Origin of the sequence: Streptosporangium sp. NPDC002721 (assembly GCF_042888905.1) — a bacterium.
Lineage (GTDB): Bacteria > Actinomycetota > Actinomycetes > Streptosporangiales > Streptosporangiaceae > Streptosporangium.
In genome coordinates this window covers 243,972-268,344 of sequence record NZ_JBIAQI010000013.1, presented here as the reverse complement: position 1 = coordinate 268,344, position 24,373 = coordinate 243,972, and the positions used below count along the sequence as shown (strand labels likewise).

Here is a 24,373-nt window from a genome sequence, read left to right as displayed (position 1 = left end):
CGGGCTATCGGACGGAGGTCAGCTTCCAGAGCTTGAGGGCGCGGTCCCTGCCCGCCGAGACGGCCAGGGTACGGTCGCCGACGGTCATGACGCCCACCGAGTAGACCCCGCCCTTGTGGGCCCTGACCGGCTTGCCGAGGGGCTTGCCCTCGGCCGGGTCCCAGAGCCGGACGGTCCCGTCCGTGCTGCCCGACACGAGCACGGTCTCGCCGTCGACCTCGCCGAACGCCAGGGAGTAGACGTTGCCGCCGTGCCCCCCGAGCGGCTTGCCGATGGTCTTGGACGTCTTGGGGTCCCAGATCCTGATCTTCTTGTCCTTGCCGCCCGAGGCGATCACGGTGCGGTCGCCCAGCTTGCCGAAGGCCACCGAGAAGACCTGCTTGCCGTGCGCCCTGTAGACCTTGCCGTACCGCTTCCTGGTGACGAGGTCCCAGATGCCCAGCGTCTTGTCGGCGCTGGCGGACACGACGACGGACCTCTTGCCGATCTTGCCGAAGGCGAGCCAGTTGACGTCGTCGCGGTGCGCGGAGATGGTCTTGAGCAGCCTGCGGCTCTTGAGGTTCCAGAAGTAGAGCGTGCCGTCGCCGTCCCCGGTGACGGCCAGCGGCGAGCCGTTCACGGTCCCGGCCGCGGCGGCGAAGACCGCGATGGGGTGGTGGCCCAGGGCCCTGCTCTTGCGGGACTTCAGGTTCCACAGGCGGACGGAGTGGTCGTAGCCGCCCGTCACCGCGTACGGCCTGCCGCCGAAGGTGACGGTGGCGACCGCGTAGACCTCGCCCCGGTGGCCGCGGAGCCGATGGAGCCTCTTGTGTTTGGCCGGGTCCCAGAGCCCGAGCGAGCCGTCCTGGCTCCCCGAGACCACCGTGGGCCTCTTCCCGATCTTGATCCCGGCGAGTGACTGGACGGCCTTGGTGTGCCCCTTGAGCGCCTTGCCGTCCTGGCCGGCGAAGGTCACCGTCGTGGCCGGCGGTCTGGGCGGCTCGGGCGGCCCGGAGGTGGGGGCGGTCGTGGGGTTCGCCGTGGGCACGGGGGTCATGGCCCGCGTGGCGGCGGTGGGAGCCTGCGTGACCCCCGTGGGGGGAACCTGGGAGGCGGTCGCCGGGGACGGCGTGGCGGGAACCGTGGACGGCGCCCCCGTACCGTCACCGGCCAGGGCGCCCCGTGTGGCCGCGGGGGTGTCGGAGGTCGCGGCGTCGTCCCGCAGGTTCGGCACCGCCACCAGCGCGGCGGCGGCCAGGGTCAGTGCCCCCGAGAGCACCGCTGTCACGAGGACGGCACGCCTGCGCCGCGCCCCGCGCTCGCCGGGCACCTCGGGGCCCGCGTCGGCGAAGAGGTCCGGACGGCGCGGTGGCGGTGGGGGGGAGGCCCCCTCGGGCGGCGCGGGAGACGGAGCGGGCCGCCGGCCCACGGGCGTCAGGTTGCCGGGGTAGCGCGCGGGACCGGCGGGGGAGGCGAAGGGGTTGACGACGGGCGGAGGGCCACCCGGGGCACCTGAGCGCCTCCGGGAGGCATCGGGGACGGCACCGGCCCCTCCGCCCGGGACGCCGCCGGAACGGTCTCCGGGAACGCCCGCCCGGCCGCCCGGCGTACGGCCGGAGGCGGCATCGGGCCTTCCACCCCTGGGATCCTCTCCCGAGGGTCGCACCCACACCGTCTCGGGCGCGGGTGGCCGCTCGTCGGCGGCTGGACGTTTGTCGGCAGGTGACGGCTCATCGGGTAGCCGTTCAGCGGCGGGATGCCGCTCGGCGACGAGGGGCCTCTCGGCGGGTGGTCTCTCGGTGGGGGGCCGTCCGTCGGCGGGGGGCGGGGACACGGGCGCCACGGCGGGGGCCTCGTCGGACTGGGTCTCCAGGAGCGCGAACAGCACCTCCGAGGCGCCGGGCCTCTCCCCGGCCCGCTTGCTGAGGCAGGAGGCGACGATCGGCCGCAGCGTGTCGGGGAGCGCGGACAGGTCCGGGTCCTCGTTCATCACCCTGTAGATGACCGCGGGCACGCTGTCCTGGCCGAACGCGGGCCGGCCGGTCGCGGCGAACGTCATCGTCAGCGCCCAGCTGAACATGTCGGACGAGGGTTCGACACGATGCCCGGAGACCTGTTCCGGCGACATGTAGGCGGGGGTGCCGACCACGCCGCTCGTCACGGTCATCGCCGAGTCCAGGGCCCTGGCGATGCCGAAGTCGATCACGCGGGGTCCGTCGGGGCCGAGCAGCACGTTGCTGGGCTTGAAGTCGCGGTGCACGATGCCCGCCCGGTGGATGGCGGCCAGCGCGGTCACGGTGCCGACCGCGAGCCGGTGGAGCACGTTGCCGCGCCTGGGCCCCTCGGACTGCACGACCCGCTGCAGGGACACGCCCTCGACCAGCTCGCTCACGATGTAGGGGCGGTCGCCGTCCATGTGGGCGCCCAGCACCTGGGCCGTGCAGAACGGCGCCACCCGGCGGGCGGCGGAGACCTCACGGAGGAACCTGTCGCCGTCCATGCCGGTGTCGCTCAGCCGGGGGTGGAGCAGCTTGATCGCGACCATCACCCCGTCGGGCCCTCGTCCCGCGTAGACCACGCCCTGCGCGCCCTCGCCGAGACGGCCGAGCAGCCGGTAGTCGCCCAGTGACTCGGGGTCCTCCCTGCGCAGCGGGTTCGTGTCCGGCACGTGAGCCTCCCCGTTGTCCAGCCGTGAGCCGCTGGTGTCCCCGAGTAACCAAAGATACGCAAACTACGAATGTTCAGGTAGATCATTCACTATTCCGACGAGTCCCGCTTACGTCATAATTCACGAAACAAATGGTGACCACGATCACCCTTAGCCCGTGCGGAGACGCCCATGCGCCGAAGCTTCGGCACGCTTCTAGGTCTCAGCCTCATCGCTCCGCTCGCGATCGTCCCCACCGCCTCGGCCGCCGCCGCGAACGCGCCGTCGCCGCCTCTGTCCGCCGCCCCGGCGGGCGCCCCGGCCGCCGCTCCTTCCGGAGCCCGGCAGGACAGGCCCTGGTCGGCCTTCAAGGTCTCGGTGAAGGCACCGAAACGGGTCAGGAACGGCCGCGAGTTCATGTACGAGGTCAAGGTCACCAACCGGGGGCCGAGCAAGGCCGACTACTTCTACGTCGGCGGCACAGTCCTGCCGAAAGGCATTAACGACACTGTTTACTACAAAGGCCCCAAAGGCACCGATTGTGACTTCTACAAGGACGGCTTCTGGTGCGTGACGCCGTGGATTCTCGATAAGGGCGAATCCGAGACGGTACGCATCTGGGTCAAGCTCAAGAAGCGGACCAGGGGCACCGCGGTCGCCAGGCTCGGCGCCGACACCTGGAACGTCCCGACCGGAGGCGGAGACCTCAGCCGCTCGGAGTGGAAGCGGCTGGCCTTCCCCAACTGGTACTACCTCAAGACGGTCAAAACGAAGATCGTCCACCCCCCGCCGCCCAAACCCAAATCCCAGGGCGGAGGGGGAGGCTACAACCCGCCACCCCCACTGCCTCCGCCGCCTCCGCCCCCGCCGCCGGACCGGCGCGAGGAGAAGAAGGACACCTGACGCCGTAGAGGTCCCAGACCCGGACCTGACGGCACCCGACCGGACCCGTCAGGTCCCGTCACGGCCCTGTCACGGCCCTGTCACGGCCGCGTACAGCCCTGTCACGGACCCGTCGGGCCGGGCGTATCAGACCTGGCTCCTGTCAGGCCGGGCGCCCCCGGTCAGGCACCACCTGACCGGACGCGCCGTCAGGCCAGGCGCTCCAGAGGTCCGGGCGCCGTCAGGCCAGGCCGTTCCGCACCGCGTAGAGGGCGGCCTGGGTCCTGTCCTGCACGCCCAGTTTCATCAGCACGTTGGAGACGTGGGTCTTCACCGTCTTCTCCGCCACCGCGAGCTGCCTGGCGATCTCCCTGTTGGAACGGCCCGACGCGATCAGCGCGAGCACCTCGCGCTCCCGGTCGGTCAGCGCCGCCACCGGCCTGCCCTCGGGACCTCCCGCCCGCCCACCCTCCCGCATGGCGGGGACGGGCCCGGGACCCGACAGCATCGCCTCGGCGGCCTCGGGGGCGAGCAGCACCTGGCCGCCGTGCACCGCCCGGATCGCCTGCACGAGCGCGGCCGGTTCGACGTCCTTGTAGAGGAAGCCCGCCGCGCCCGCCCGCATCGCCGGGGCCACGTCGCCCCTGTCGCTGACCGAGGTCAGCACGAGCACCCTCGGCGACAACCCTCGCTCCCCCAGCAGGAGCAGCGCGCCGAGCCCGTCGAGGACCGGCATCCTCAGGTCGAGCAGCAGCACGTCGGGGGCGAGCGACCCGACCAGGGCGACCGCCTCGGCGCCGTCGGCGGCCTCACCGACCACGTCGAGGTCCTCCTGCAGTTCCAGGAAGGTACGAAGCCCCTGCCGGACGATCGGGTGGTCGTCGGCGATCAGAACGCGGATCATCCGGGCGCCTCCGCCCGGACCGCCGACGGCGGGCCCCACGCCCGCTCCTCCGGCCCACGGATCACGCGATCCCCTTTCCAGCACCGCGGATCATCCGGGCACCCCGTATCGCGGATCATCCGGGCACCTCCATCCGGACGAGTGTGCCCCGTCCGGGCTCCGACCTCACCCGGACGCTCCCGCCGACGGACTCCGCCCTGTCGCCCATCGAGGCGATGCCCAGCCCCCGTCCCGCCGCCGCGGTCACGTCGAACCCGGCCCCGTCGTCGCTCACCTCAAGGAACACGCGCCCGTCCTCGCAGCCCAGCCGGACCTCGACGGCGCGTGCCGCCGAGTGCCTGGAGGCGTTGTGCAGCGCCTCCTGGGCCACCCGCAGGACAGCCACCTCGATCTCCGGCCCGAGCTCGCACACCGGGGCTTCCTCGAACGAGAACGCGGCCGGATGGAGCCGGTCGAGCAGCCGGACGTGCTTGCGGAGCGTCTCGGCCAGGCCGTGCCGGTCGAGCTCGGCCGGACGGAGCTCCACGATCACCGCGCGCAGCTCGGCCAGCGCCTCTCCCGCCAGCCGCTCCACCCGGTCGAGCTCCCGCAGCGCCCGTACGGGATCACCGATGACCAGCGACGCCGCGGCCTGGGCGGTGAGGCGCAGCGAGAACAGCTTCTGGGTCACCGCGTCGTGCAGTTCCCTCGCCATCCGGGTGCGCTCCTCGATCAGCGTGAGCTCCCGGCCCCGCTCGTACAGGCGGGCGTTGGTGAGGGCGATCGCGGCGTGCGCGGCGAACATGGTGAGCAGCCGCTGGTCGGCCTCGGTGAAGCCGCCGGGGGCCCGTTTGTTGGACAGGAAGATGATGCCGAGCACCTCGTCCCCGTCGAGTATCGGCACCCCGAGGAAGTCCTTGAGCACCGGATGGGCGCGCGGCCAGTACTCGAACCTGGGGTCCTTGCGGATGTCGGGCAGCCGGACCGGCGCGCCCTCGCGCAGCATGGCGCCGAGCATGCCGTGCTGGCGGGGCATCGGCCCGATCGCGTCCCACTGCTCGTCGGAGATGCCCTCGGCGACGAACTCGGCGAACGCCCCCTGGTCGTCGGGCACGCCCAGCGCGGCGTAGCGGGCGTCCAGCAGCCGCCGCGCCGACCGCACGATGACCTGGAGCACCTCCCGGACCGACAGGTGCCTGGTCACCGCGAGGACGGCGGAGCTCACCGCGTGCAGCACGGCGTCCCGGTCCTCGCTCTCCTCGCTCCCAGGGCTCACGGACCGACTCTAGGCGGCGGCGGGCATCGGCCGCGTACGCCATCGGTCCTAGGCCCATCAGCCCACCCCGGGCCGGGTCCGGCGGCCGATGTGCGGCGGGCGCGCGACTCCTAGCGTCGAGGCATGACGAAGACCGCACTCATCACCGGCGCCTCCCGCGGCCTCGGCCTGGCACTGGCCCGCTCCCTCGCCGCCGACGGCTGGCGGCTCGTCCTCACCGCGCGGGGCGAGGACGCGCTGCGATCCGCCGCGGACGAGCTGGGCGCCGTCGCCCTGGCCGGAGACGTCGCCGACCCCGCCCACCGGGACCGGCTGACGCTGGCCGTACGGGAACACGGCGGGCTGGACCTGCTGGTCAACAACGCGTCGGGGCTGGGCACGGTCCCGCTGCCGCCGCTGGCCGGATACCCGGCCGACACGCTTGAGGAGCTGTTCCGCACCAACGTGCTGGCCCCGCTGGCACTGATCCAGGCGAACCTCCGCGGGCTCAGGGAGCGGCGCGGCGCGATCGTGAACATCTCCTCCGACGCGGCGGTGGAGGCCTACGAGGGCTGGGGCGGGTACGGCGCGACCAAGGCGGCCCTGGAGCAGCTCTCCCACGTGCTGTCCGTCGAGGAGCCGGACGTCGCGGTCTGGTGGGTCGATCCGGGTGAGATGTCCACCGCCATGCTCGCCGACGCGGTCGGCGCCGGGGAGGCGGCGCGGGCCCCGGGCCCGGAGACCGTCGTCCCCACCCTGCGGCGGCTGATCGCCGACCGCCCGGACAGCGGCCGGGTGAGGCACGAATGAGCGGGCGAGGAGGGGGCGTGAACGGGCAGGGCGGGGGCGCGGGCGGGCTCGTGGCGGACGCCATGGCGGCGGACTTCGTGCTCCCGTACGAGCTGGAGGCGCACGAGCCGCCGGAGGCCCGGGGACTGGCCCGCGACGGGGTACGCCTGCTGGTCTCGGACCGGAGCACCGGGGAGGTGGGGCACCACGCGTTCGCCGAGCTCCCCGGCCTGCTCGGTCCCGGCGACCTGCTGGTGGTCAACAACTCCGGCACGCTCCCCGCCGCCGTCCGGCTCGACCGGCTCGCGGTGCACTTCTCCACCGAGCGGGAGGACGGGACGTGGCTGGTCGAGCTCCGGCGGCGCCGGGTTCCCGGCAGCCCCGAGAGCGCGGAGACGGCCGCCGAGCCCTACGGGGGCGGCGTGGACGGGGAGTGGCTGCCGCTGCCGGGCGGGGCGACGCTGCGGCTGCTGGGACGCGAGACACCCCGCCTGTGGCGGGCGAGCCTGGACCGCGAGGTCACGGGCTACCTGCGCCGGTACGGCGTGCCGATCCGCTACTCGTACGTCGACAGGGACTGGCCGCTGGCCGACTACCAGACCGTCTTCGGGGTCCGGCCTGGCAGCGCGGAGATGCCCAGCGCGGGGCGGCCGTTCACCACCGGGCTGGTGACCTCCCTGGTGTCGCGCGGGGTCGGGATCGCGCCGATCACCCTGCACACGGGGGTGGCGTCCCCCGAGAAGGACGAGCCTCCCTACCCGGAGCGGTTCGAGGTGCCCGAGGCCACCGCGCGGCAGGTGGAGCTCGCGCGCGAGACCGGCGGCCGGGTGATCGCGGTCGGCACGACCGTGGTCCGGGCGCTGGAGACGGCCGCGCTGGCCACCGGCCGGGTCCGGGCCGCGGACGGCTGGACCTCGCACATCGTCACCCCCGAGGCCGGGGTACGGGCGGTGGACGGCCTGCTCACCGGGCTGCACGAGCCGCGCTCCAGCCACCTGCTGATGCTGTCGGCGATCGCCGGCCGCGACCTGCTCTCGCGGTCGTACGCGAAGGCGCTCGAAGAGGGCTACCTCTGGCATGAATTCGGTGACGTCCACCTGATCACCGGTTAGCCGGTCGGCCAGTCAGTCACAAGGGTTTTCCAAGTCGGGCCCCGCATGCTGAGCGCGGCAGACAACGGGAATCACCGAATTCCGACTGGAGTAAAGAAATGCGCCGGCACCTGACCGCCTTCGCCGCCATCGCCCTGGCGGGAGGCATGCTGCTCACCCCCGGGACCGCGAACGCCGCGGCTCCCCGGATCACCGCGTCGCAGGGAATCGCGGACCAGCCCCTCGCGCCGCTGAGAACGACCGTCTCCTACCCGCGCAGGGCCTGGGCGGGCGACTCCTACGTCTACACGCTCAGGGTCAAGAATGTCGGCAAGTGGTACACCGACATCGCCTACGTCGGCGGGTACCTTCCCTCGCAGGTGTCCAAGGTCCGCATCATCGGCAAGCCCTCCGGCTCGTACTGCGAGGTCTCGGGGCGTGAGGTGGGCTGCCTGCTCGACACCCTGAACCCCGGCAGGACGGCCACCCTCAAGGTCAGGGTCTGGCTGAGGAACAGCGTCCGGGGCACCGCGACCGCCGATTTCGGTTCGGCCTCGATCGACGTCCCGTCGGGCGGGCTGAGCACCCTCGACATCCACGGCATCGACGTCGGCACCGACGTCAAGTATGTGCGGGTGAAGACGCGGGTCCTCCGCTAGTCACGCGTTTCACATATCGCCTTCTGACCAGGAACGATTACCGAAAGCAATGGATATTCACAACGCCGGGGAAATTCCCCGGCGGCGACGGCCCGGCCCGCGCCGGACAGGCGGGGACCGGGCCCGTCCGTCCGGAACGGCGCCGCACCCAGCCGTTCCGTTCAAATCACACAGCAAAATATAATTTCTCTTTACATCTTCATATGTGATAAAACGCTGCGGACTTTATGGGACGTTCCACGCGTCCCCCTGACTCCTCAGCTGGGAGACGTTTGATGCGCCACCCGATCTCCAAGATCGTTGCCTTTGCCCTGGTCACCCCGCTGGCCGGCAGCATGCTCCTCGCCGCCCCCTCCTCGGCCGCCTCGGCGCAGGCACCGGCGGTAACCGTCAAGGCGGAGCCGTACTCCACCTTCGCGGTCACCGTCTCCGCGCCGAAGAAGGTCAGGACGGGCGGGAAGATCACCTACAAGATCAAGGCCGTCAACGAGGGCCCCCACCAGGCCGACTACTTCTACACGGGCGGCCTGCTGCCCAAGGGCTCCAAGGTCGTCAAGGTCGCCGCTCCCAAGGGCACCGTGTGCGACCACTACGAGGACGGGTTCTGGTGCTGGAGCCCCGACATCATCGAGGTCGACGACTACGAGGCCATCGCGATCACGGTGAAGCTCGGCAAGAAGTCGGGCCGGACCGCGCAGGCCGTCCTCGGCGTCGACAGCTACGACGTACCGACCGGCGCCGAGAACCTGTCCAGGGACGAGCTGGAGCGCATGGGCCTCAAGAGCTGGTTCTTCGTGAAGAAGGTCAAGACCAGCATCGTGCGCTGACTTCGCGTTTTCGAGGGTTTCGAGGGGCCCCGGCCTGCCACAGGCCGGGGCCTCCTCTTTTCCCGCCTCGAGCCCTCCGGCTCCGGAAACCTTCCCGTCTCGGACGGTCTCCCCGCTTCGAGCCTTCCAGGTCCGGAAGCCTTCCCACCTCGGACGGTCTCCCGCTTCGAGCCCTTCGCGCTCCGGAGCCGCATCCATGCTCGCATTCGTGCTCGCATCGGTACTCGCATCCGCCCGACGGCATCACCTCTCGCGGGACGGCCGTCCCTCACGGACCCGGTCCCCGGCGAAAGTGCGGGCAACCTCATATGCGGGACGCCCGCGTACCGGGCAGGATCTCCCCATGGCGAGTTTCGGACTGTGCGCGATTCATGGCTGAACTGAGGATCGTCCTGGCCGAGGACCACTACCTGGTACGCGAGGGCACTCGCAGGCTCCTGGAGACCTCCGGTGAGATCGAGGTGGTGGCCGCCGTGGGCACCGCGGACGAGCTGCTCGACGCCGCCGGGCGGCTGCGTCCCGACGTGGTGGTCACCGACATCCGGATGCCCGGCTCGGCCGATCTCGTCCGGCCGGGGATGGAGGGGATCGACGCGGCGCACCGCATCCGCGCCGCCTCGCGGGACATCGGCGTCGTGGTGCTCTCCCAGTTCTCCGACGCGATGTTCGCCCTGGACCTGTTCAGGGACGGCACCGAGGGCCGTGCGTACCTGCTCAAGGACCGGGTCGGTGACATCGACGAGCTGCTCGGCGCGATCAGGTCGGTGGCCGGGGGCGGATCGGTGATCGACCCCAAGGTGGTGGAGGGCCTGCTGGCCAAGCGGGAGGTGCGCGGCGGTCCTCCTCCCGCGGACCTGACGCCCAGGGAGCTGGACGTGCTCAGGGAGATGGCGCACGGCCTGTCCAACGGAGGCATCGCCCGCGCCCTGCACCTGTCGGTCTCGGCCATCGAGAAGCACGTCAACTCGATCTTCATGAAGCTGGCCCTGGAGAACAGCCCCGACACCCACCGCCGGGTGGCGGCCGTCATCACCTATCTGGGCTCGGCCTGAGCCCCCGTCCTCCCCGCGTCCGGAGCCCGACCCCGCCGACGGCACGGCCCTGCCCGACGCGGCGTACCGGCCCTCCCGGAAGCTCCCGGCCTGACGGCGGGCCACCCGCCCCCGTCAGGCGGCGACGGGAAGGCCGTGCGCGGCCCCGGCGACCAGGACCGAGGCGACGGACGACTCGGCGGCCCAGGCCAGTTCCCTGCGGTCGCGTCCCCACACGGCGGGCAGCATCGTCACCTCCACCGTGAGTCTCCGGACGGCCACCACGCGGCGGAGCGAGGCCAGCAGGGGGTCGTCGCCGACGAAGGCGGGCCCGGTGGCCGGGACGCCCTCCCCCTCCAGGTACCTGATCGCCACCGGCCTGACCGGGGCCCCGGCGTCCAGGGCCGCCTGGAACACGGCGGGTCTGAAGGAGCCCATGCCGCGCCCGCACCACGTCGTCCCCTCGGGGAAGGCCGCCACCGGGTGGCCGCCGGCGAGCGCGGCGGCCACCCCGCCGACGGCCTCGGGCAGCACGGAGAGCCGGTCCCTGTCGATGAACAGCGCGCCCGCGCCCGCCGCCAGCCGGCCGATCACCGGCCACATCCGTACCTCCTGCTTGGCCAGCAGGCGGCACGGCAGCACCGCCGCCATGACGAGCGGGTCCAGCCACGACACGTGGTTGGCCACGACCAGCGGAGCCGCCCCGGACGGCCCGGCGGCGACCGGACGGGGCCCGGAGACGGAACCGGCCATGAACGCGAAACCCTGCCGCACCTCGACCCGTACGCCCACGGCCCGCAGCACCAGCCGGGACCAGGCACTCGTCAGCCGGAGCCTGCCCGTCGTGCCGAGCCCCCGGGCCGCGAGCGCGAGCACCGCCCCCGCCAGGACCACCAGCGCGATCGCCGCCAGCCGCAGCGCCCTGCGCGGCCCGGCGGCCCGCGATCCCGGCGGGAGGAGACAGAGGACGGGCCTGCACGGCGCCACCGGCATCCACGGGTTCACGACACGGCTCCCAGGAAGTGGCGCAGGTAACGGGGGTCCGCCTCGTTCATCGAGAGCAGTACGAAGAAGTCGGCCGTGTCGAAGTCGAGGTCGTGGGCGGGCGGCCCGCAGACCCAGGCGCCCAGCCGCATGTACCCGCGCAGCAGTGGCGGCAGCGCCCGCCCCGGCCTCGTGGCCGCGGCGGAGGCCTCCTCCCGCTGCGACGGTACGGAGGAGACCGGCTGTGACAGTACGGAGGAGGCCGGACCCTCCCGCCAGGGGTGTAACGGCGTGACGCGGTAGCCCGGCGGGGAGAGCGGCACCCGCTCCATGATCCCGGCGGCCTCGGCCACCGGCACCGAGCAGCACCCGGCCAGCCAGCCGTACCCCCCGTCCGCCATGTAGCGGGCGATTCCCGCCCACATCAGCCCGAGCACCGCGCCGCCCCGGTGGCCCGGGTGCACGCAGGCCCTGCCGGCCTCCACCATGTCCCCCCGGATGCCGGCCAGCGCGCCGAGGTCGAACTCGGAGTCGGCGTAGAGGCGATCGGCCCTGCGGGGGGCGAGCAGCCGGTAGGTGCCGACGACCTCGTCCGTGTCGTCGCACCTGACCAGGAGGTGATCGCAGTAGGCGTCGAGCGGATCGACGTCCAGGCCGGTGATGGGACTGTCCAGCCTGGCGCCCATCTCCTCGGCGAAGACCCGGTGGCGCAGGCGCTGGGCCTCGCGCATCTCGACGGCGGTAGCGGCCAGCCCGACGCTGTAGCGGGCAAGGCGCGGCTCCATGGGAAGGGTCGTCATGAGTTCATGAAGACAGTCACAGATGACATGGGACCCGAGGGCCCCGCGAACTCCAGGCGTCCGGATGATGAACCACATTCACGGTCCAATCCGGAGCCAAGTACCGTAGGAACCGATGAACCAGCGCACGCTTCTGATCACGTTGAACGGCCCCGACCGACCGGGCGTGACCTCACGCCTCTTCTCGGTCCTGGCCGGCTTCCCCGTCATCGTCGCCGACGTGGAGCAGGTCGTCATCCGCGGCCGGCTCACCCTCGGCGTCCTCGTCTCGTACGCGGGCGACACGCCGACCGGCACCGGCGGCACCCTCGGCGCCCTGTGGACCGCCGTCGAGCGGACCGCGGAGGATCTCGGGCTGCAGGTGGAGCTGTCCACCGGCTCCGACCCGAAGGAGAAGCGGCGCAGGGGGCGGCTCAACGTCACCGTGCTCGGCGCGCCGCTGCAGCCCGCCGCCATGGCGGGCATCGCGGGGCGGATCGCCGCGGCCGGTGCCAACATCGACCGGATCGAGCGCCTGTCCAGTTACCCGGTGACCTGCATCGAGCTGTCCCTCTCCGGCGCCGACCCCGACACCCTCAGGACCGAGCTCGCCGTCGAGGCGCACACCCAGCAGGTCGACGTGGCCGTGCAGCGGACCGGCCTGCACCGCAGGGCCAAGCGGCTGATCGTGATGGACGTCGACTCGACGCTCATCCAGGCCGAGGTGATCGAGCTGCTGGCGGCGCACGCCGGCTGCCTGGAGGAGGTCGCCAGGGTCACCGAGGAGGCGATGCGCGGCGAGCTCGACTTCGCCGAGTCGCTGCGCCGCCGGGTCGCGCTGCTCAAGGGCCTCTCGGAGGAGGTCTTCGAGAAGGTGCGCAAGGAGCTCGTCCTGACTCCCGGCGCCCGGACGCTGGTACGGACGCTCAAGCGGCTCGACTACCGGTTCGCGATCGTCAGCGGCGGGTTCACGCAGCTCACCGACGCCCTCGTGGACGACCTCGGGATCGACTACTCCGCGGCCAACACCCTGGAGGTCGTCGACGGCGTGCTGACCGGGCGGGTGGTCGGCGAGATCGTCGACCGGCCGGGCAAGGCGCGGGCGCTGGAGCGCTTCGCCCGCCAGGCGGGAATCCCGATCAGCCAGACCGTGGCCATCGGCGACGGCGCCAACGACCTGGACATGATCGCGGCGGCCGGTCTGGGCATCGCGTTCAACGCCAAGCCGGTGGTCCGCCGGGCCGCCGACACCGCGGTCAACGTGCCCTACCTCGACTCGATCCTCTACCTGCTCGGCATTCCCCGCGCCGAGGTGGAGGACGCCGACGCCGAGGACGGTGTCACCACCGCCGAACGGTGACCGTACCGGCCTCACCGACGATCGCGGCCACCGGCACCTGGAGGCGGGGAACCGCCCGGCACCGCCCGGCACCGCGCGACGACGGGCCACCGGCTCCCCGGAGCGGTGGGCTACCGGCTTCTCGGGGTCGTGAGAGCGGCCAGGCGTACGGCCTCGGCGCCCAGTCCCCGCAGGGCGGGCTGCGCGGCGGCGGCGTGCCTGATGCGCCGTCGCAGACCGGTCATCCTGTCGGCCGCGTCCCCGTGCGGATCGTCCGGCCCGGCCAGTTCGGCGAGCTCGTCCAGGCGGCGGGCGGCCAGCGTGTCCACGTGCGAGCCGATCTCGTCGAGCACCGCGTCGAGATCGTCGGGCGGCACCCCGGCCTCCTCCGTCCTGACCGCCTCGGCGACCTTCTCCAGCCGGTCGGCGACGAGGTCGAGGATCGTCACCGTGGGCCCCGCCCCCTCCTCGGGCGGCGGCACCGCCAGCAGCGCGAACCCGTTGTCCCGCAGCCGCCTGGCCGCCGTCAGCGACTCCCTGAGCCGCGGCGGCGCGCTGCCGCCGGGTTCCCTGTCCAGCAGGTCCAGGGAGTCGGCGAGCCGTCCCTCGGCGTCGGCCGCGGCGAAGCCCCGAGCGCTCACCTGGGCGGGGTCACGATCGACCAGCGACCGCACCAGTGCGGCGTGGCTGTCGAGCATCTCCCCGATCCCGGTGGTCAGCCGGGCCCGGTGCCCCCTGGGCCACAGCAGCCGGGCGAAGAGCAGCGCCAGCGCGCCGCCCGCGACCGTGAGCCCCACCCGGGCCACCGCCGCGCCCCAGTCGAGCGGCAGGGAGAAGTCGGACAGCGTCAGCGAGAGCGGCGTGGAGAAGATCGCCCAGTACCCGTAGCCGGACCCGCGCAGCGCGAAGCCCAGCGCCGCGCAGACGGAGATGAAGAGCGTCAGGTACAGATGCCCCGGCGCGACCGCCAGCACCACCGCGGCGGCCAGCGCGCCCACGGCCGTGCCCAGCACCCTCAGCAGCACCCGCTCCACCGTGTCGCGGTAGGCGGGGCGGAGGCTCACCGTCACGGTCACCACGAACCACTTCGCGTAGTGCTCGTGGACCAGCGCCATCAGCGTCATGGCCGTGACCACCGCCAGCCCCACCCGGATCGGGTGGTGCCCGGCCGAGACCGCCGGCCTGCGGGGGCGTACGAACCTCGGCAGGCGGGGGCCCACCGCGACGCTCTCGGCGGCCTGCCGGGCCACCGAGCGCACCGCCATCGCGATCCGGTCCACGTCCCGGCGGATCTGCCCCAGCAGCACGGCCGCGGGCAGCGGCGCGCCGCCCGCGCGGGCGGTTCCGCGGATCTCGTCCACCCGGTCGGCGAACCGCCCGATGGCGGCCAGCGCCTCCGGGATCCGCGACGAACCGCCGAGCAGCACCGCCTCCCGCAGCGCGCGGGCCAGCACCCCGACCGCCTCGTCCAGCTCCCGGGCCCACTCCGTCCCGAGCCCCCTTCCCGCGGTCTCCCCGGCCCGTACGGTCTCCATGGCCTCCACGGCCGCCGCGCGCAGCACGCGCAGCGCGACCGTCTGCTGGAAGACGCGGGTCAGCGTGTCCGGCAGCCGCTCCGGCGACCGGTCGTCCCGCACGGAGATCCGGTAGAGGGAGAGCGCCACGTCCAGGTTCTTCAGCGCGGTGGCGGCCCGGCGACGCAGCGGCTCCCAGCTCTCGTCCGCGAGCGGCGCCCTCCCCCCGGCCGCCAGGAGGTCGGCCAGCGCCGTACCGGCCTCCTCCACGGCCCTGCGCAGCGGCCGGAGGCGCCGTACCGGCCAGACCGCCACGACCAGCAGCACGGCCAGCAGGCCACCGGCGGCGGTGGTCGCCAGGTGGAGCGGCACGCTCATGCCGGGGAGCGCGAAGTACGCCAGGGTCACGGAGAGCACCGCGGAAATGCCCAGCGCCGGCCAGTAGACGCTCGCCGCCGCGACCAGGCCGACCACCACGACGGCGACCGGCCGGGGACCGGGCTGGACGAGCGTCCCGAGACCGGCACCGACCGTGACCGTGGCCGTGGCGACGAGCAACCTGCGGACGCGATCACCGTACGGCTGTCCCGGGGCGTCGCCGAAGAGCGTGAGGTAGCCGCCCAGGGCGACCGAGGCGCCCTCCCGGAGGTGGCCGAGGAGGACGCCGAACGTCAGGGGGAGGCAGATGACCAGCGCGCACAGCAGGCCGTAGCCCCAGGCCGGACGGCCGGAGAGCCGGAAGTCGGCGCGCAGCGCGCCGATGAGCCCTCGCATGCGTCCCTAGATCGCCCCCTTCGTGCCGCTTTCCCTTCCGGCCCTTCCAGCCCTTCCGGCCCTTCCGACCCCGGCCCCTCCGGCCCCTCCGGCCCCTCCGGCCCCTCCGGGACCGTGCCGGGTCTCAGTGCCTCTTGGGGTTCCAGTGGGCGATCCCGCGACCGGTGTCGAGGCCGGACCACTCGCCGTCGACCTCGATGACGGCGAACGCGCCCGGCGGGAACCCGCCGTCGCCGTCGGCGGTGAGCTGCGCGACCAGCTCCTGGACCCCGGGGTTGTGACCGACCAGGACCAGCGTGCCGACCTCCGGGTCGCTCCGCCGGATCAGCGTGAGCAGCTCGTCGGGATAGGCCTCGTATATGGCCGGTTCGATGATGATGTCCGCGCCGGGGAGCGCCAGGTCCGCGGTCCGCCGCGTCCGTACCGACGGCGAGCAGAGCACCAGGTCGGGGGTGAGGCCCATGCCCGCGAGGGCAGCGCCGACCTTGAGGGCGTCGCGCTCGCCGACCTCGGTGAGGGGCCGCTCGCGGTCGGCCAGGCCGGAGGTGTGAGCGGCCTTGGCGTGGCGCAGGACGACGAGCGTGCGCGCCGTCATCGCGACGCCCACATGGCCAGACCCACGATCACCGCGAACACCGCGGCCATCGCCAACAGGATGAGGACGAGTGTCTTGCCTCCGGAGGGCTGCTGTTCCATACCGGCCAGTTTCCCATCGAGGTGGTCCGCACACGCCGAAGGGGTGCACGCGGCCCGTGCACCCCTTCGTCAAACGTTTCTCAGCTGGAGACCGGCTCCGGCTCGCGGTCGGAGTTGCTCTCCTCCGTCGGGGCGATGCTCGCCGAACGACGCTTGGAGACGACGACCGCGGCGACGACGATGCCCACCGCCAGCACCGTGATGCCGACGCGCAGCACGGGGTTGTCGGCGTAGGTCACCACGGCCGGGGCGATCAGCAGCGCCACGAGGTTCATCACCTTGAGGAGCGGGTTGATCGCCGGTCCGGCGGTGTCCTTGAACGGGTCGCCGACGGTGTCACCGATGATCGTGGCCTCGTGGGCCGGCGAGCCCTTGCCGCCGTGGTGGCCGTCCTCGACCAGCTTCTTGGCGTTGTCCCAGGCACCACCGGAGTTGGCCAGGAACACCGCCATGAGCGTGCCGCACGCGATGGCACCGGCCAGGAACGCGCCGAGCGGGGCGTACCCGAGGGCGAAACCGACGCCGATCGGGGTCAGCACGGCCAGCAGGCCGGGCGTGGCCAGCTCCCGCAGCGAGTCGCGGGTGCAGATGTCGACGACCCTGCCGTAGTCGGGCAGCTCCGTCCCCGCCATGATCCCCGGCTTGGTACGGAACTGCTCGCGCACCTCGAAGACCACCCGGCCCGCCGCGCGGCCGACCGCCATGATCGCCAGACCGGAGAACATGAACACCACCGCGGCGCCGATGATCAGGCCGACCAGCACGTTCGGGGAGTCGACGCTCAGGCTGAACGAGCTGAACGAGCCCAGCGCCTGTTTCACGCTCGCCGTCGCGCCGGCCAGCTCGGTCTCGACCGCCGTACGGAACGCGCCGAACAGCGCGGTCGCGGCGAGCACGGCCGTGGCGATCGCGATGCCCTTGGTGATCGCCTTGGTGGTGTTGCCGACGGCGTCCAGGGAGGTGAGGACCTGTGCGCCCTCGCCCTCGACGTCGCCGGACATCTCGGCGATGCCCTGGGCGTTGTCGGAGACCGGGCCGAAGGTGTCCATCGACACGATCACGCCGACCGTGGTGAGCAGGCCGGTGCCCGCCAGCGCCACGGCGAACAGGGCGATGGTGACGTTGCCGAAGCCCAGCAGGAAGGCCCCGTAGACGGCCGCTCCGATGATCAGCGCGGAGTAGACCGCCGACTCCAGGCCGACGCTGATGCCGGACAGGATGACCGTGGCGGGACCCGTGCGGGAGCTCTCGCCGATGTCCTGCACCGGGCGCCGGTTCGTCTCGGTGAAGTAGCCGGTGAGGATCTGGATGGCGCTCGCCAGCACCAGGCCGATGAGCACCGCCCCGATCGCGATCAGGCGCGGGTCGGAGGTGACCGCGGCGATCTCCGGGCTCACCCCGGTCAGGCCGGAGAAGGTGGCCGGCAGGTAGTAGTAGGCCGCGCCGGCGACGAGGACCGCCGAGATGGCCGCCGAGATGAAGAAACCCCGGTTGATCGCGGCCATCGCGTTGCGGTCACCGGCGCGCGGGGCGGTGACGAAGATGCCGATGATCGCCGTGATCACACCGATCATGGGCACGATCAGCGGGAACACCAGTCCCTCGACGCCGAAGGCCACCTTGCCCAGGATCAGGCTGGCGACGAGCATGACCGCGTAGGACTCGAACAGGTCGGCGGCCATGCCGGCGCAGTCACCCACGTTGTCGCCGACGTTGTCGGCGATGGTGGCGGCGTTGCGCGGATCGTCCTCGGGGATGCCCTGCTCGACCTTGCCGACCAGGTCGGCGCCGACGTCGGCGGCCTTGGTGAAGATGCCTCCGCCGACTCGCATGAACATGGCGAGCAGCGCGGCGCCGAAGCCGAAGCCCTCCAGCACGGCCGGGGCGTCGCCCCCGTAGGTGATCACCACCACGGCCGCGCCGAGGAGGCCGAGGCCAACGGTGATCATTCCGGCCACGCCGCCGGTGCGGAAGGCGATCCGCATGGCGACCTTCTCGCCGGAGGCGCGGGCCGCGGCGGCGACGCGGACGTTTCCGCGCACCGCCAGCCACATGCCGATGAATCCGGTCAGCGCGGAGAACAGCGCGCCGACGACGAAGAAAGCCGATCTGCCGATTCTTACGCTGGTCGTCTCGGCAGGAAGGAGATACAGCAGGAACGGGATCAGGATGACGAACAACGCGAGCGTCCGGAACTGCCGCGTAAGGTATGCGGAAGCCCCTTCCTGGACCGCTCTCGCGATGTTCTGCATACGTTCGGTACCTTGGTCGGCGGCCAGCACCTCTCGCACCAATGTGCCGGCGACGGCGAGTGCGAGCAGGGCGACGACGGCGACCACTATGACGATGGTGAAGTGGTGACCACTCAGGGACACCGCTGGCTCTGCAGCGGCGAGATGGAGCACAGACATCCGACTCTCCTTGGCAAGACGGGAACACGTCCTGCCCGGAGTGCGCTGCGATGGGATTAGGCGGCTGAAGCGGCGCACGTCCGGGATGGTTGGCAGTGCCGCTTCCAGTTGCAGACCCCCACGGAGGGCGGCTCGCGTGCGGGCCGCTCCGAAGGATAAACCTTGGCCGGTTCCGGGAGTCTACGCAGCGATGACGCGGATATGAAGCCTCTGCCCCCGCCCATTTGACGACACGGCTGACACCCTCAGGCGACCGGCCTGCTTATGAGGTCATTTCACCCGTCACACCTGTCCCACCCATTCCCATTTCCCCCTAATTTCAGACAAGAAAGGTCCAAATTAAGTTTGGACCGAAATTAGGATTTCCTCGGCCGGACGACCGGGCACGTTCACGTGAACACCGGAAACGCCCCTCCGGCGGAGCGGCTGCCCGCCCCTGGCTCTTCACGACCGAACAACCGATCTTGTACGCGTGACGCCGGAACCCTCAGCCGGACGTCACAGACGCCCCTCGGGGCCCTGGTGGAACGGGCGACACGGCCCCTTGACGGGCGCCACACGTGCCCTTTCCCCGGCGGACCTGCGGGCCGCCCTTCGGGAACGTCACAGACACCCTTGGGGGACATCAGGACACCCCCACGAACGTCCCACTTGGCGGGCCCAGGGGACGCCACAGACGCCCCCAGGCGGAACCCGGGCCGGCGCCCCACCCTGAACGCTCCCTGCCCCACACCCTTCCCTGAGCACGCCCCACCCCTGGACACGCCCCACCCCTGGACACGCCCCCCTGGGCACGGCTCACCCCTGGACACGGCTCACCCCTGGGCACGATTCACTCCGGCCGCGCCTTCGCGCGAAAGAGCCGGACGACGTGCTCATCCGGACTTCACGGGTGGATCCACCTGCCCGGATCACGCCCTCGGGACCCCAGGCCCCTCCCAACGAACAGCCGGGCTTGCCCACATGGACACGCCCGGCCGCCGAAGTCTTCCTGTCAGACCGGAGACAACCCGTTCGTCGCCGCCGGCCAGCTCATGCGAATGCACATGCCCTTCTGGCTCGGGTAGACCTGAACGTCGTCGGCCAGCCCAGCGATGACCGCGATGCCGAAACCGGCCATCAGGTCATCGGGAAGCTGTCCGAACGGATCGTCGAACCCCAGAAGGGCGCGCTCGTGCTCCAGCTCGTCACTGTCACTAGGGGCGGAGTCGGTGACTGTCACCTCGAAACGCCCTAAGTCATCACGTAGCTCGATCCGGATCGGCTCCCCCGGACAGTGGAGGCGATGTGCCTCCACAGCCCGCGAGCATGCCTCACCGACAGCGAGCCTTACCTCGTCCAGCAGCGACTCCTGCACGCCGGTGCGCCTGGCGATAGCCGTGGCGACCAGGCGTGCCGTCCGCACATGCGCGGGGAGAGCGCTGAACGTCAGCTCGACGGTAGCCACGACTACTTGTCTCGACCGTGAGCTTCCTTGGCCTCGTCGACCGAGGCGTAGATCCCGAAGACCTTTGTCAGTCCGGTGATCCGGAAAATCTTCAGGATGCGCTCCTGGGTGCAGACAAGCTCCAGTGAGCCATCGTGCGCCCTAACTCGCTTGAGCCCGCCGACCAGGACACCAAGGCCCGTGGAGTCAAGGAAGTCAACCTTCTCCATGTTGACGAGCAGGTGGAAATTCCCCTTGTTGACCAGGTCGATCAGGAGCTCACGCAATCTGGGCGCGGTGTAGACATCGATCTCACCCTCGACCTCAACGATGGTGAGACGGTCCTCGGAATGGTGGTCCAACTTCAGATCCACAGATCCTCCAGCGCCTTGCCTGCGAAAGTACCGATTCGGGCGTGCCCTCCTGGGACCGGGTGGCCCCCGGACGACAAGCCCCGACGCGCGGCATTCAACCATGCGTACGCTCAGTGTCTATACGAAATCACGATTCCCGGCGACTCTGCCCACAGATGTGAGACTGGAAACCAGTGACCACGCCCTCATCCTCGCCCCTCAGAGTGGGCGCCGCTCTCAGCCACCTCCTCGACGTTCCCGCACGTCATGGGCGCATGACCCACGTGGAGCGCGTTCCCGCACGTCAGGCCGGTGAGACCCGATGGCCGGACTGGGTCGACCAGCGGCTGGTTACGCGCTGGGCGAACCACGGTATTTCCGGCCTGTGGTCGCATCAGGCCGAGGCCGCGGACCTGGTTCACCGTGGCCAAAACGTGATCATTTCCACAGGGACCGCGTCGGGCAAATCCCTTTCTTACCTGGTCCCGGCGCTCTCCTCGACGCTCGACGGCGGCACGGTCCTCTATCTGTCGCCCAGCAAGGCGCTGGCCGCCGACCAGCTCCGCGCGCTGCGCGAGCTCGACCCTCCCGGGCTCCGGGCCGCCACCTACGACGGCGACACCTCCTTCGAGGAGAGGGCCTGGGTGCGCAAGCACGCCAACTACGTCCTCACCAACCCGGACATGCTCCATCGCGGGCTGCTTCCCCGTCACGCTCAGTGGTCGCTTTTCTGGCGGCGGCTCCGGATGGTCGTCGTGGACGAGTGCCACGGCTATCGAGGCGTGTTCGGCTCCCATGTCGCGCAGATCCTGCGCCGCCTGCGCCGGATCTGCGCCCGTTACGGCTCCAGCCCGACCTTCCTGCTCTCCTCGGCGACGGCCAGCGAGCCCGGGGTCTTCGCGAGGCGCCTGACAGGCCTCCAGATGGCCGAGGTGACCGCGGACGCCTCTCCCCGGGGCGCGACCACCTTCGCGCTGTGGGAACCACCCCTGACCGATCTGCGCGGCGAGGGCGGGGCCCCTGTCCGCCGCCCGGCGACCGCCGAGAGCGCGGACCTCCTGGCCGACCTCGTCGCGTCCGACGTGCGGACCCTCGCCTTCGTCCGCTCCCGCAGGGCCGCCGAGACCGTGGCCCTCACCACCCGGGCCAGACTCCAGGACCTCGTCATCGACGGGGAGGCGCCCGCGGACCTGCCCGGCAAGGTGGCGGCCTACCGGGCGGGATACCTGGCCGAGGACCGCAGGGGGCTGGAAAGGGCACTGCGCTCCGGCGAGCTGCTCGGCCTGGCGACGACCAACGCGCTGGAGCTCGGCGTCGACGTCTCCGGCCTGGACGCCGTGCTCATCGCGGGATGGCCGGGAACCCGCGCCTCCCTCTGGCAGCAGGCCGGAAGGGCCGGACGGGACGGACAGGACGCCCTGGCGGTGCTGATCGCCAGGGACGACCCCCTGGACACCTATCTCGTCCACCATCCGGAAGCCCTGTTCGGCCGTCCCGTGGAGACGATCGTCCTCGACCCCGGCAACCCGTACGTGTTGGGGCCGCACCTGTGCGCGGCGGCGGCCGAGATCCCGCTGACCCACGACGAGCTGGAGATCTTCGGCCCGACCACCAAGGAGGTGCTCGCGGACCTGGTCGAGGACGGCCTGCTCAGGGAGCGCGCCGCGGGCTGGTTCTGGACCAGCCGGAGACGCGCCACCGACCTCGCCGACATCCGGGGCGCGGGCGCCGCACCCGTTCAGGTCGTCGAGATGTCCACCGGGCGGCTGCTCGGCACCGTGGACGAGCCCTCGGCCCACTCGGCCGTGCACACCGGCGCCGTCTACGTGCACCAGGGAGAGACGTTCCTGGTGGCCGAGCTCGACCTGGAGGCGGGGGTCGCGCTGGTCGAGGCCGGGACTCCCGACTACACGACCTTCGCCAGGGACGTCACCGACATCTCGGTCATCGAGTCCCTTCGCTCGCACCCCCTCGGGCAGGGAGAACTCCACTTCGGCGCGGTCGAGGTGACGAGCCAGGTGGTGGCCTACCTCAAGCGCCGGACCCAGAGCGGCGAGCTCATGGGGGACGAGCCCCTCGACCTGCCCCCGCGCACGCTGCGGACCCGCGCCGTCTGGTGGACGCTGCCCGCCTCGGCGATCATCCCCCTGGCCGGGGAGGGCATGGACCTCGGTGGTGCCGCGCACGCGGCCGAGCACGCCTCCATCGGCCTTCTGCCGCTCTTCGCGACCTGCGACCGCTGGGACATCGGGGGTGTCTCCACGGAACTCCATCCCGACACCGGGCTGCTGACCGTCTTCGTCTACGACGGCCACGAGGGCGGCGCCGGTTTCGCCGAACGTGGCTACGCCCGCGCCCGCGACTGGCTCACGGCCACCCGCGAGGCCATCGCCTCCTGCGAGTGCGAACGCGGCTGCCCTTCGTGCATCCAGTCTCCCAAGTGCGGCAACGGCAACGAACCCCTCGACAAGGCCGGAGCCCTTCGACTTCTTGCCGTCCTCCTCTCCCAGGACGAACCGCGGACGTGACAAACGGAAGAGACGAACCGCGGACGGCGGGATTTCGACGATCTCCTCATGGCTCCCGTCACGCAGCGGCCGAGTTCCGCCGATCTCCTCATGACTCCCGTCACGCAGCGGCCGGGTCTTACCGATCTCCGAGTAGCGCATGCTGCTCTTCAGTCAGCTCATAGAATCCCGGCCGCTTTCATCGACTCGCCGTCACGGGCCGGGGTCGGCGATGTGCACGGGGCCCGCACGTGCCCTGGCGGTGATCGCCACCGGTCCTTTCAGGGGCAGCGAGACCTCCAAGGTCACCTCGATGTCCGCGATGCCGCCATCGCTGAGAGAACAGCGAGTGACCCGAGCCTCGTTGTCCGCGGCGAGCGAGGAGGCCCTCACGCAACCTCGGCCGGGGTCCGCGAAGGCCAGCCGGGCGGCGGCGAGCGCGCTCAGGTCGGCGGCGCTCTGCGCCCGGTGGCGGGCGACCCGGGCCATGCCCGCGAACACGACCGCCGTCGCGACCGCGAAGACCAGTGCCATGAGGCCGACCGTCCAGATCGTCGCCGATCCTCGCTGCGAGTTCTCTCCCTCGCCCCCACCCCCACCCCAGCACCAAGCCCTCGCCCTCGCCCTCGCCCTCGCACCAAGCCCTCGCCCTGTCGTAGACACGTCCTCTCTCCCTTATCCATGGCGTGATTCCCCGATCCTCTGATTGACACGTGACTCGCGCCGCCGCCACAGACACGTCCGGTAGGGGCGGTTGTGCCGGTGAGCTCCCACGAGCCGGGTCAGGAGCCATGGCCTACCGCTCCACGACCTACCGCCCCATGGCTGTCACTCCCCGGCCTGTCAATCCATGACCTGTCGTTCCAGTCCTGGCTCGGTGACGGACACGGCGGTCGCGTGAACGGTCACGCCCGGGAGCGAGACCCCCCAGCGAGGCCTGACGTTGGCGGACACCTCCACTCGCACCGTTTCCGCGCTCCGGGTCACCGCGACCACGGCGCCCGCCGGAGCCGCTGACAGGACGCCACCCCGGACCCGCTCAAGCGGTTCGCCACGCGAGGCGGCCCGGGCCCCGGCCCGCGCGGCGTCCACACACTCCAGCCGCGCCCCGACCACCGCCACGGCCCACAGCCCCGCTGCCAACACGACCATGAGGGCGGGTAACGCGGCAGCCGTCTCCGCGGTCACCGAACCTCTCGACCGGCGGGAGGAGGCCACCGAGGAGGTCACCGAGGAGGTCACCGGCGCCGGGAGGGTCATCCGGCCACGGTGAGCGCTCGGTTGATCAGAGCTGTGATCATCTGCTGGACGTCGGAACTCGTCACCACCTTGAAAAGAAGGGCGGCGAAAGCACAGGCGGCTATCGTTCCGACCGCGTATTCGGCGGTGGACATGCCCCGGTCACGGTGCGCGCCGTTGGTCAGCAGCGCCCACCGGGCACGTGACCACCGGGGCCACCGGGACCACCGCGACCAGCCGCGCCTCGTGTGAACAGCACCGGTTCGAGCCATCCGCTCCTCCTGGAGATCACCGCCGGACCCACCGTC

The 24,373-nt window shown here is 71.6% G+C and carries 21 protein-coding genes; 8 read left to right on the top strand and 13 right to left on the bottom strand.

Annotated features, from left to right (window positions below; all coding sequences use genetic code 11):
* Positions 1 to 4 precede the first annotated feature (4 nt).
* Positions 5 to 2,647, bottom strand: a complete 2,643-nt coding sequence (locus tag ACFYWM_RS20710) for a protein kinase (RefSeq protein ID WP_389916973.1) — start codon at positions 2,645 to 2,647, stop codon at positions 5 to 7.
* A gap of 171 nt (positions 2,648 to 2,818) precedes the next feature.
* Between ACFYWM_RS20710 and ACFYWM_RS20705 the strand changes: the two genes are divergently transcribed.
* Positions 2,819 to 3,529, top strand: coding sequence for a hypothetical protein (locus tag ACFYWM_RS20705; RefSeq protein ID WP_389916971.1), 711 nt, complete (start codon positions 2,819 to 2,821; stop codon positions 3,527 to 3,529).
* Between the two features lie 220 nt (positions 3,530 to 3,749).
* Here ACFYWM_RS20705 and ACFYWM_RS20700 read toward each other — a convergent pair whose 3' ends face one another.
* Both ACFYWM_RS20700 and ACFYWM_RS20695 read right to left on the bottom strand, forming a co-directional pair.
* The gene (locus ACFYWM_RS20700; RefSeq protein WP_389916969.1) at positions 3,750 to 4,412 is read right to left on the bottom strand and encodes a response regulator; all 663 of its coding nucleotides are present in this window, start codon (positions 4,410 to 4,412) and stop codon (positions 3,750 to 3,752) included.
* Between the two features lie 115 nt (positions 4,413 to 4,527).
* Positions 4,528 to 5,667 carry a GAF domain-containing sensor histidine kinase gene (locus tag ACFYWM_RS20695; protein WP_389916967.1) on the bottom strand — a complete coding sequence of 380 codons (1,140 nt, stop codon included), beginning with the start codon at positions 5,665 to 5,667 and terminating at the stop codon, positions 4,528 to 4,530.
* 123 nt (positions 5,668 to 5,790) lie between these two features.
* Here ACFYWM_RS20695 and ACFYWM_RS20690 point away from each other — a divergent pair, with 123 nt between their 5' ends.
* The 5 genes from ACFYWM_RS20690 to ACFYWM_RS20670 all read left to right on the top strand — a co-directional run bounded on the left by ACFYWM_RS20690 (position 5,791) and on the right by ACFYWM_RS20670 (position 10,064).
* Positions 5,791 to 6,456, top strand: a complete 666-nt coding sequence (locus ACFYWM_RS20690; RefSeq protein WP_389916965.1) for an SDR family NAD(P)-dependent oxidoreductase — start codon at positions 5,791 to 5,793, stop codon at positions 6,454 to 6,456.
* Positions 6,457 to 6,473: 17 nt separating this feature from the next.
* On the top strand, positions 6,474 to 7,547 hold the full coding sequence (locus ACFYWM_RS20685) for an S-adenosylmethionine:tRNA ribosyltransferase-isomerase (RefSeq protein ID WP_389916963.1): 1,074 nt from the start codon (positions 6,474 to 6,476) through the stop codon (positions 7,545 to 7,547).
* Positions 7,548 to 7,645: 98 nt separating this feature from the next.
* Complete coding sequence (locus tag ACFYWM_RS20680) at positions 7,646 to 8,185, top strand: hypothetical protein (protein ID WP_389916961.1); 540 nt, start codon at positions 7,646 to 7,648, stop codon at positions 8,183 to 8,185.
* 275 nt (positions 8,186 to 8,460) lie between these two features.
* On the top strand, positions 8,461 to 9,012 hold the full coding sequence (locus ACFYWM_RS20675) for a hypothetical protein (protein WP_389916959.1): 552 nt from the start codon (positions 8,461 to 8,463) through the stop codon (positions 9,010 to 9,012).
* Positions 9,013 to 9,383: 371 nt separating this feature from the next.
* Entirely contained in the window at positions 9,384 to 10,064 is a 681-nt protein-coding gene (locus tag ACFYWM_RS20670; protein WP_389916957.1) for a response regulator, read from the top strand.
* Positions 10,065 to 10,178: 114 nt separating this feature from the next.
* On the opposite strand, the gene ACFYWM_RS20665 is transcribed toward ACFYWM_RS20670, so the two are convergent.
* Together ACFYWM_RS20665 and ACFYWM_RS20660 are read right to left on the bottom strand one after the other, a co-directional pair.
* Positions 10,179 to 11,048 carry a lysophospholipid acyltransferase family protein gene (locus tag ACFYWM_RS20665; protein ID WP_389916955.1) on the bottom strand — a complete coding sequence of 290 codons (870 nt, stop codon included), beginning with the start codon at positions 11,046 to 11,048 and terminating at the stop codon, positions 10,179 to 10,181.
* Complete coding sequence (locus ACFYWM_RS20660) at positions 11,045 to 11,827, bottom strand: GNAT family N-acetyltransferase (protein ID WP_389916953.1); 783 nt, start codon at positions 11,825 to 11,827, stop codon at positions 11,045 to 11,047. The genes ACFYWM_RS20665 and ACFYWM_RS20660 overlap by 4 nt, the downstream gene beginning before the upstream one ends.
* A 115-nt stretch (positions 11,828 to 11,942) precedes the next feature.
* Between ACFYWM_RS20660 and serB the strand changes: the two genes are divergently transcribed.
* Complete coding sequence (serB, locus tag ACFYWM_RS20655; protein ID WP_389916951.1) at positions 11,943 to 13,166, top strand: phosphoserine phosphatase SerB; 1,224 nt, start codon at positions 11,943 to 11,945, stop codon at positions 13,164 to 13,166.
* A 110-nt stretch (positions 13,167 to 13,276) separates the two neighbouring features.
* On the opposite strand, the gene ACFYWM_RS20650 is transcribed toward serB, so the two are convergent.
* The 5 genes from ACFYWM_RS20650 to ACFYWM_RS20630 form a co-directional block, all read right to left on the bottom strand.
* Entirely contained in the window at positions 13,277 to 15,433 is a 2,157-nt protein-coding gene (locus ACFYWM_RS20650) for an FUSC family protein (RefSeq protein ID WP_389916949.1), read from the bottom strand.
* A 124-nt stretch (positions 15,434 to 15,557) separates the two neighbouring features.
* On the bottom strand, positions 15,558 to 16,028 hold the full coding sequence (locus tag ACFYWM_RS20645) for a SixA phosphatase family protein (protein WP_389916947.1): 471 nt from the start codon (positions 16,026 to 16,028) through the stop codon (positions 15,558 to 15,560).
* A 181-nt stretch (positions 16,029 to 16,209) separates the two neighbouring features.
* A complete protein-coding gene (locus ACFYWM_RS20640; protein WP_389916945.1) occupies positions 16,210 to 18,540 on the bottom strand; it encodes a sodium-translocating pyrophosphatase in 2,331 nt (776 codons plus the stop codon).
* A 994-nt stretch (positions 18,541 to 19,534) separates the two neighbouring features.
* Positions 19,535 to 19,987 (bottom strand): ATP-binding protein, encoded by a 453-nt coding sequence (locus ACFYWM_RS20635; RefSeq protein WP_389916943.1) that lies wholly within the window; start codon positions 19,985 to 19,987, stop codon positions 19,535 to 19,537.
* 2 nt (positions 19,988 to 19,989) lie between these two features.
* On the bottom strand, positions 19,990 to 20,340 hold the full coding sequence (locus tag ACFYWM_RS20630) for an STAS domain-containing protein (RefSeq protein ID WP_030916965.1): 351 nt from the start codon (positions 20,338 to 20,340) through the stop codon (positions 19,990 to 19,992).
* Positions 20,341 to 20,594: 254 nt separating this feature from the next.
* Between ACFYWM_RS20630 and ACFYWM_RS20625 the strand changes: the two genes are divergently transcribed.
* Positions 20,595 to 22,847 carry a DEAD/DEAH box helicase gene (locus ACFYWM_RS20625; RefSeq protein ID WP_389916941.1) on the top strand — a complete coding sequence of 751 codons (2,253 nt, stop codon included), beginning with the start codon at positions 20,595 to 20,597 and terminating at the stop codon, positions 22,845 to 22,847.
* 192 nt (positions 22,848 to 23,039) lie between these two features.
* On the opposite strand, the gene ACFYWM_RS20620 is transcribed toward ACFYWM_RS20625, so the two are convergent.
* The 3 genes from ACFYWM_RS20620 to ACFYWM_RS20610 form a co-directional block, all read right to left on the bottom strand.
* Positions 23,040 to 23,489 carry an Rv3654c family TadE-like protein gene (locus tag ACFYWM_RS20620; protein WP_389916939.1) on the bottom strand — a complete coding sequence of 150 codons (450 nt, stop codon included), beginning with the start codon at positions 23,487 to 23,489 and terminating at the stop codon, positions 23,040 to 23,042.
* Positions 23,490 to 23,669: 180 nt separating this feature from the next.
* Complete coding sequence (locus ACFYWM_RS20615) at positions 23,670 to 24,086, bottom strand: TadE family type IV pilus minor pilin (RefSeq protein WP_389916937.1); 417 nt, start codon at positions 24,084 to 24,086, stop codon at positions 23,670 to 23,672.
* Positions 24,083 to 24,337, bottom strand: a complete 255-nt coding sequence (locus tag ACFYWM_RS20610) for a DUF4244 domain-containing protein (protein ID WP_389916935.1) — start codon at positions 24,335 to 24,337, stop codon at positions 24,083 to 24,085. Before ACFYWM_RS20610 ends, ACFYWM_RS20615 begins: the two co-directional genes overlap by 4 nt.
* Between the last annotated feature and the right edge of the window lie 36 nt (positions 24,338 to 24,373).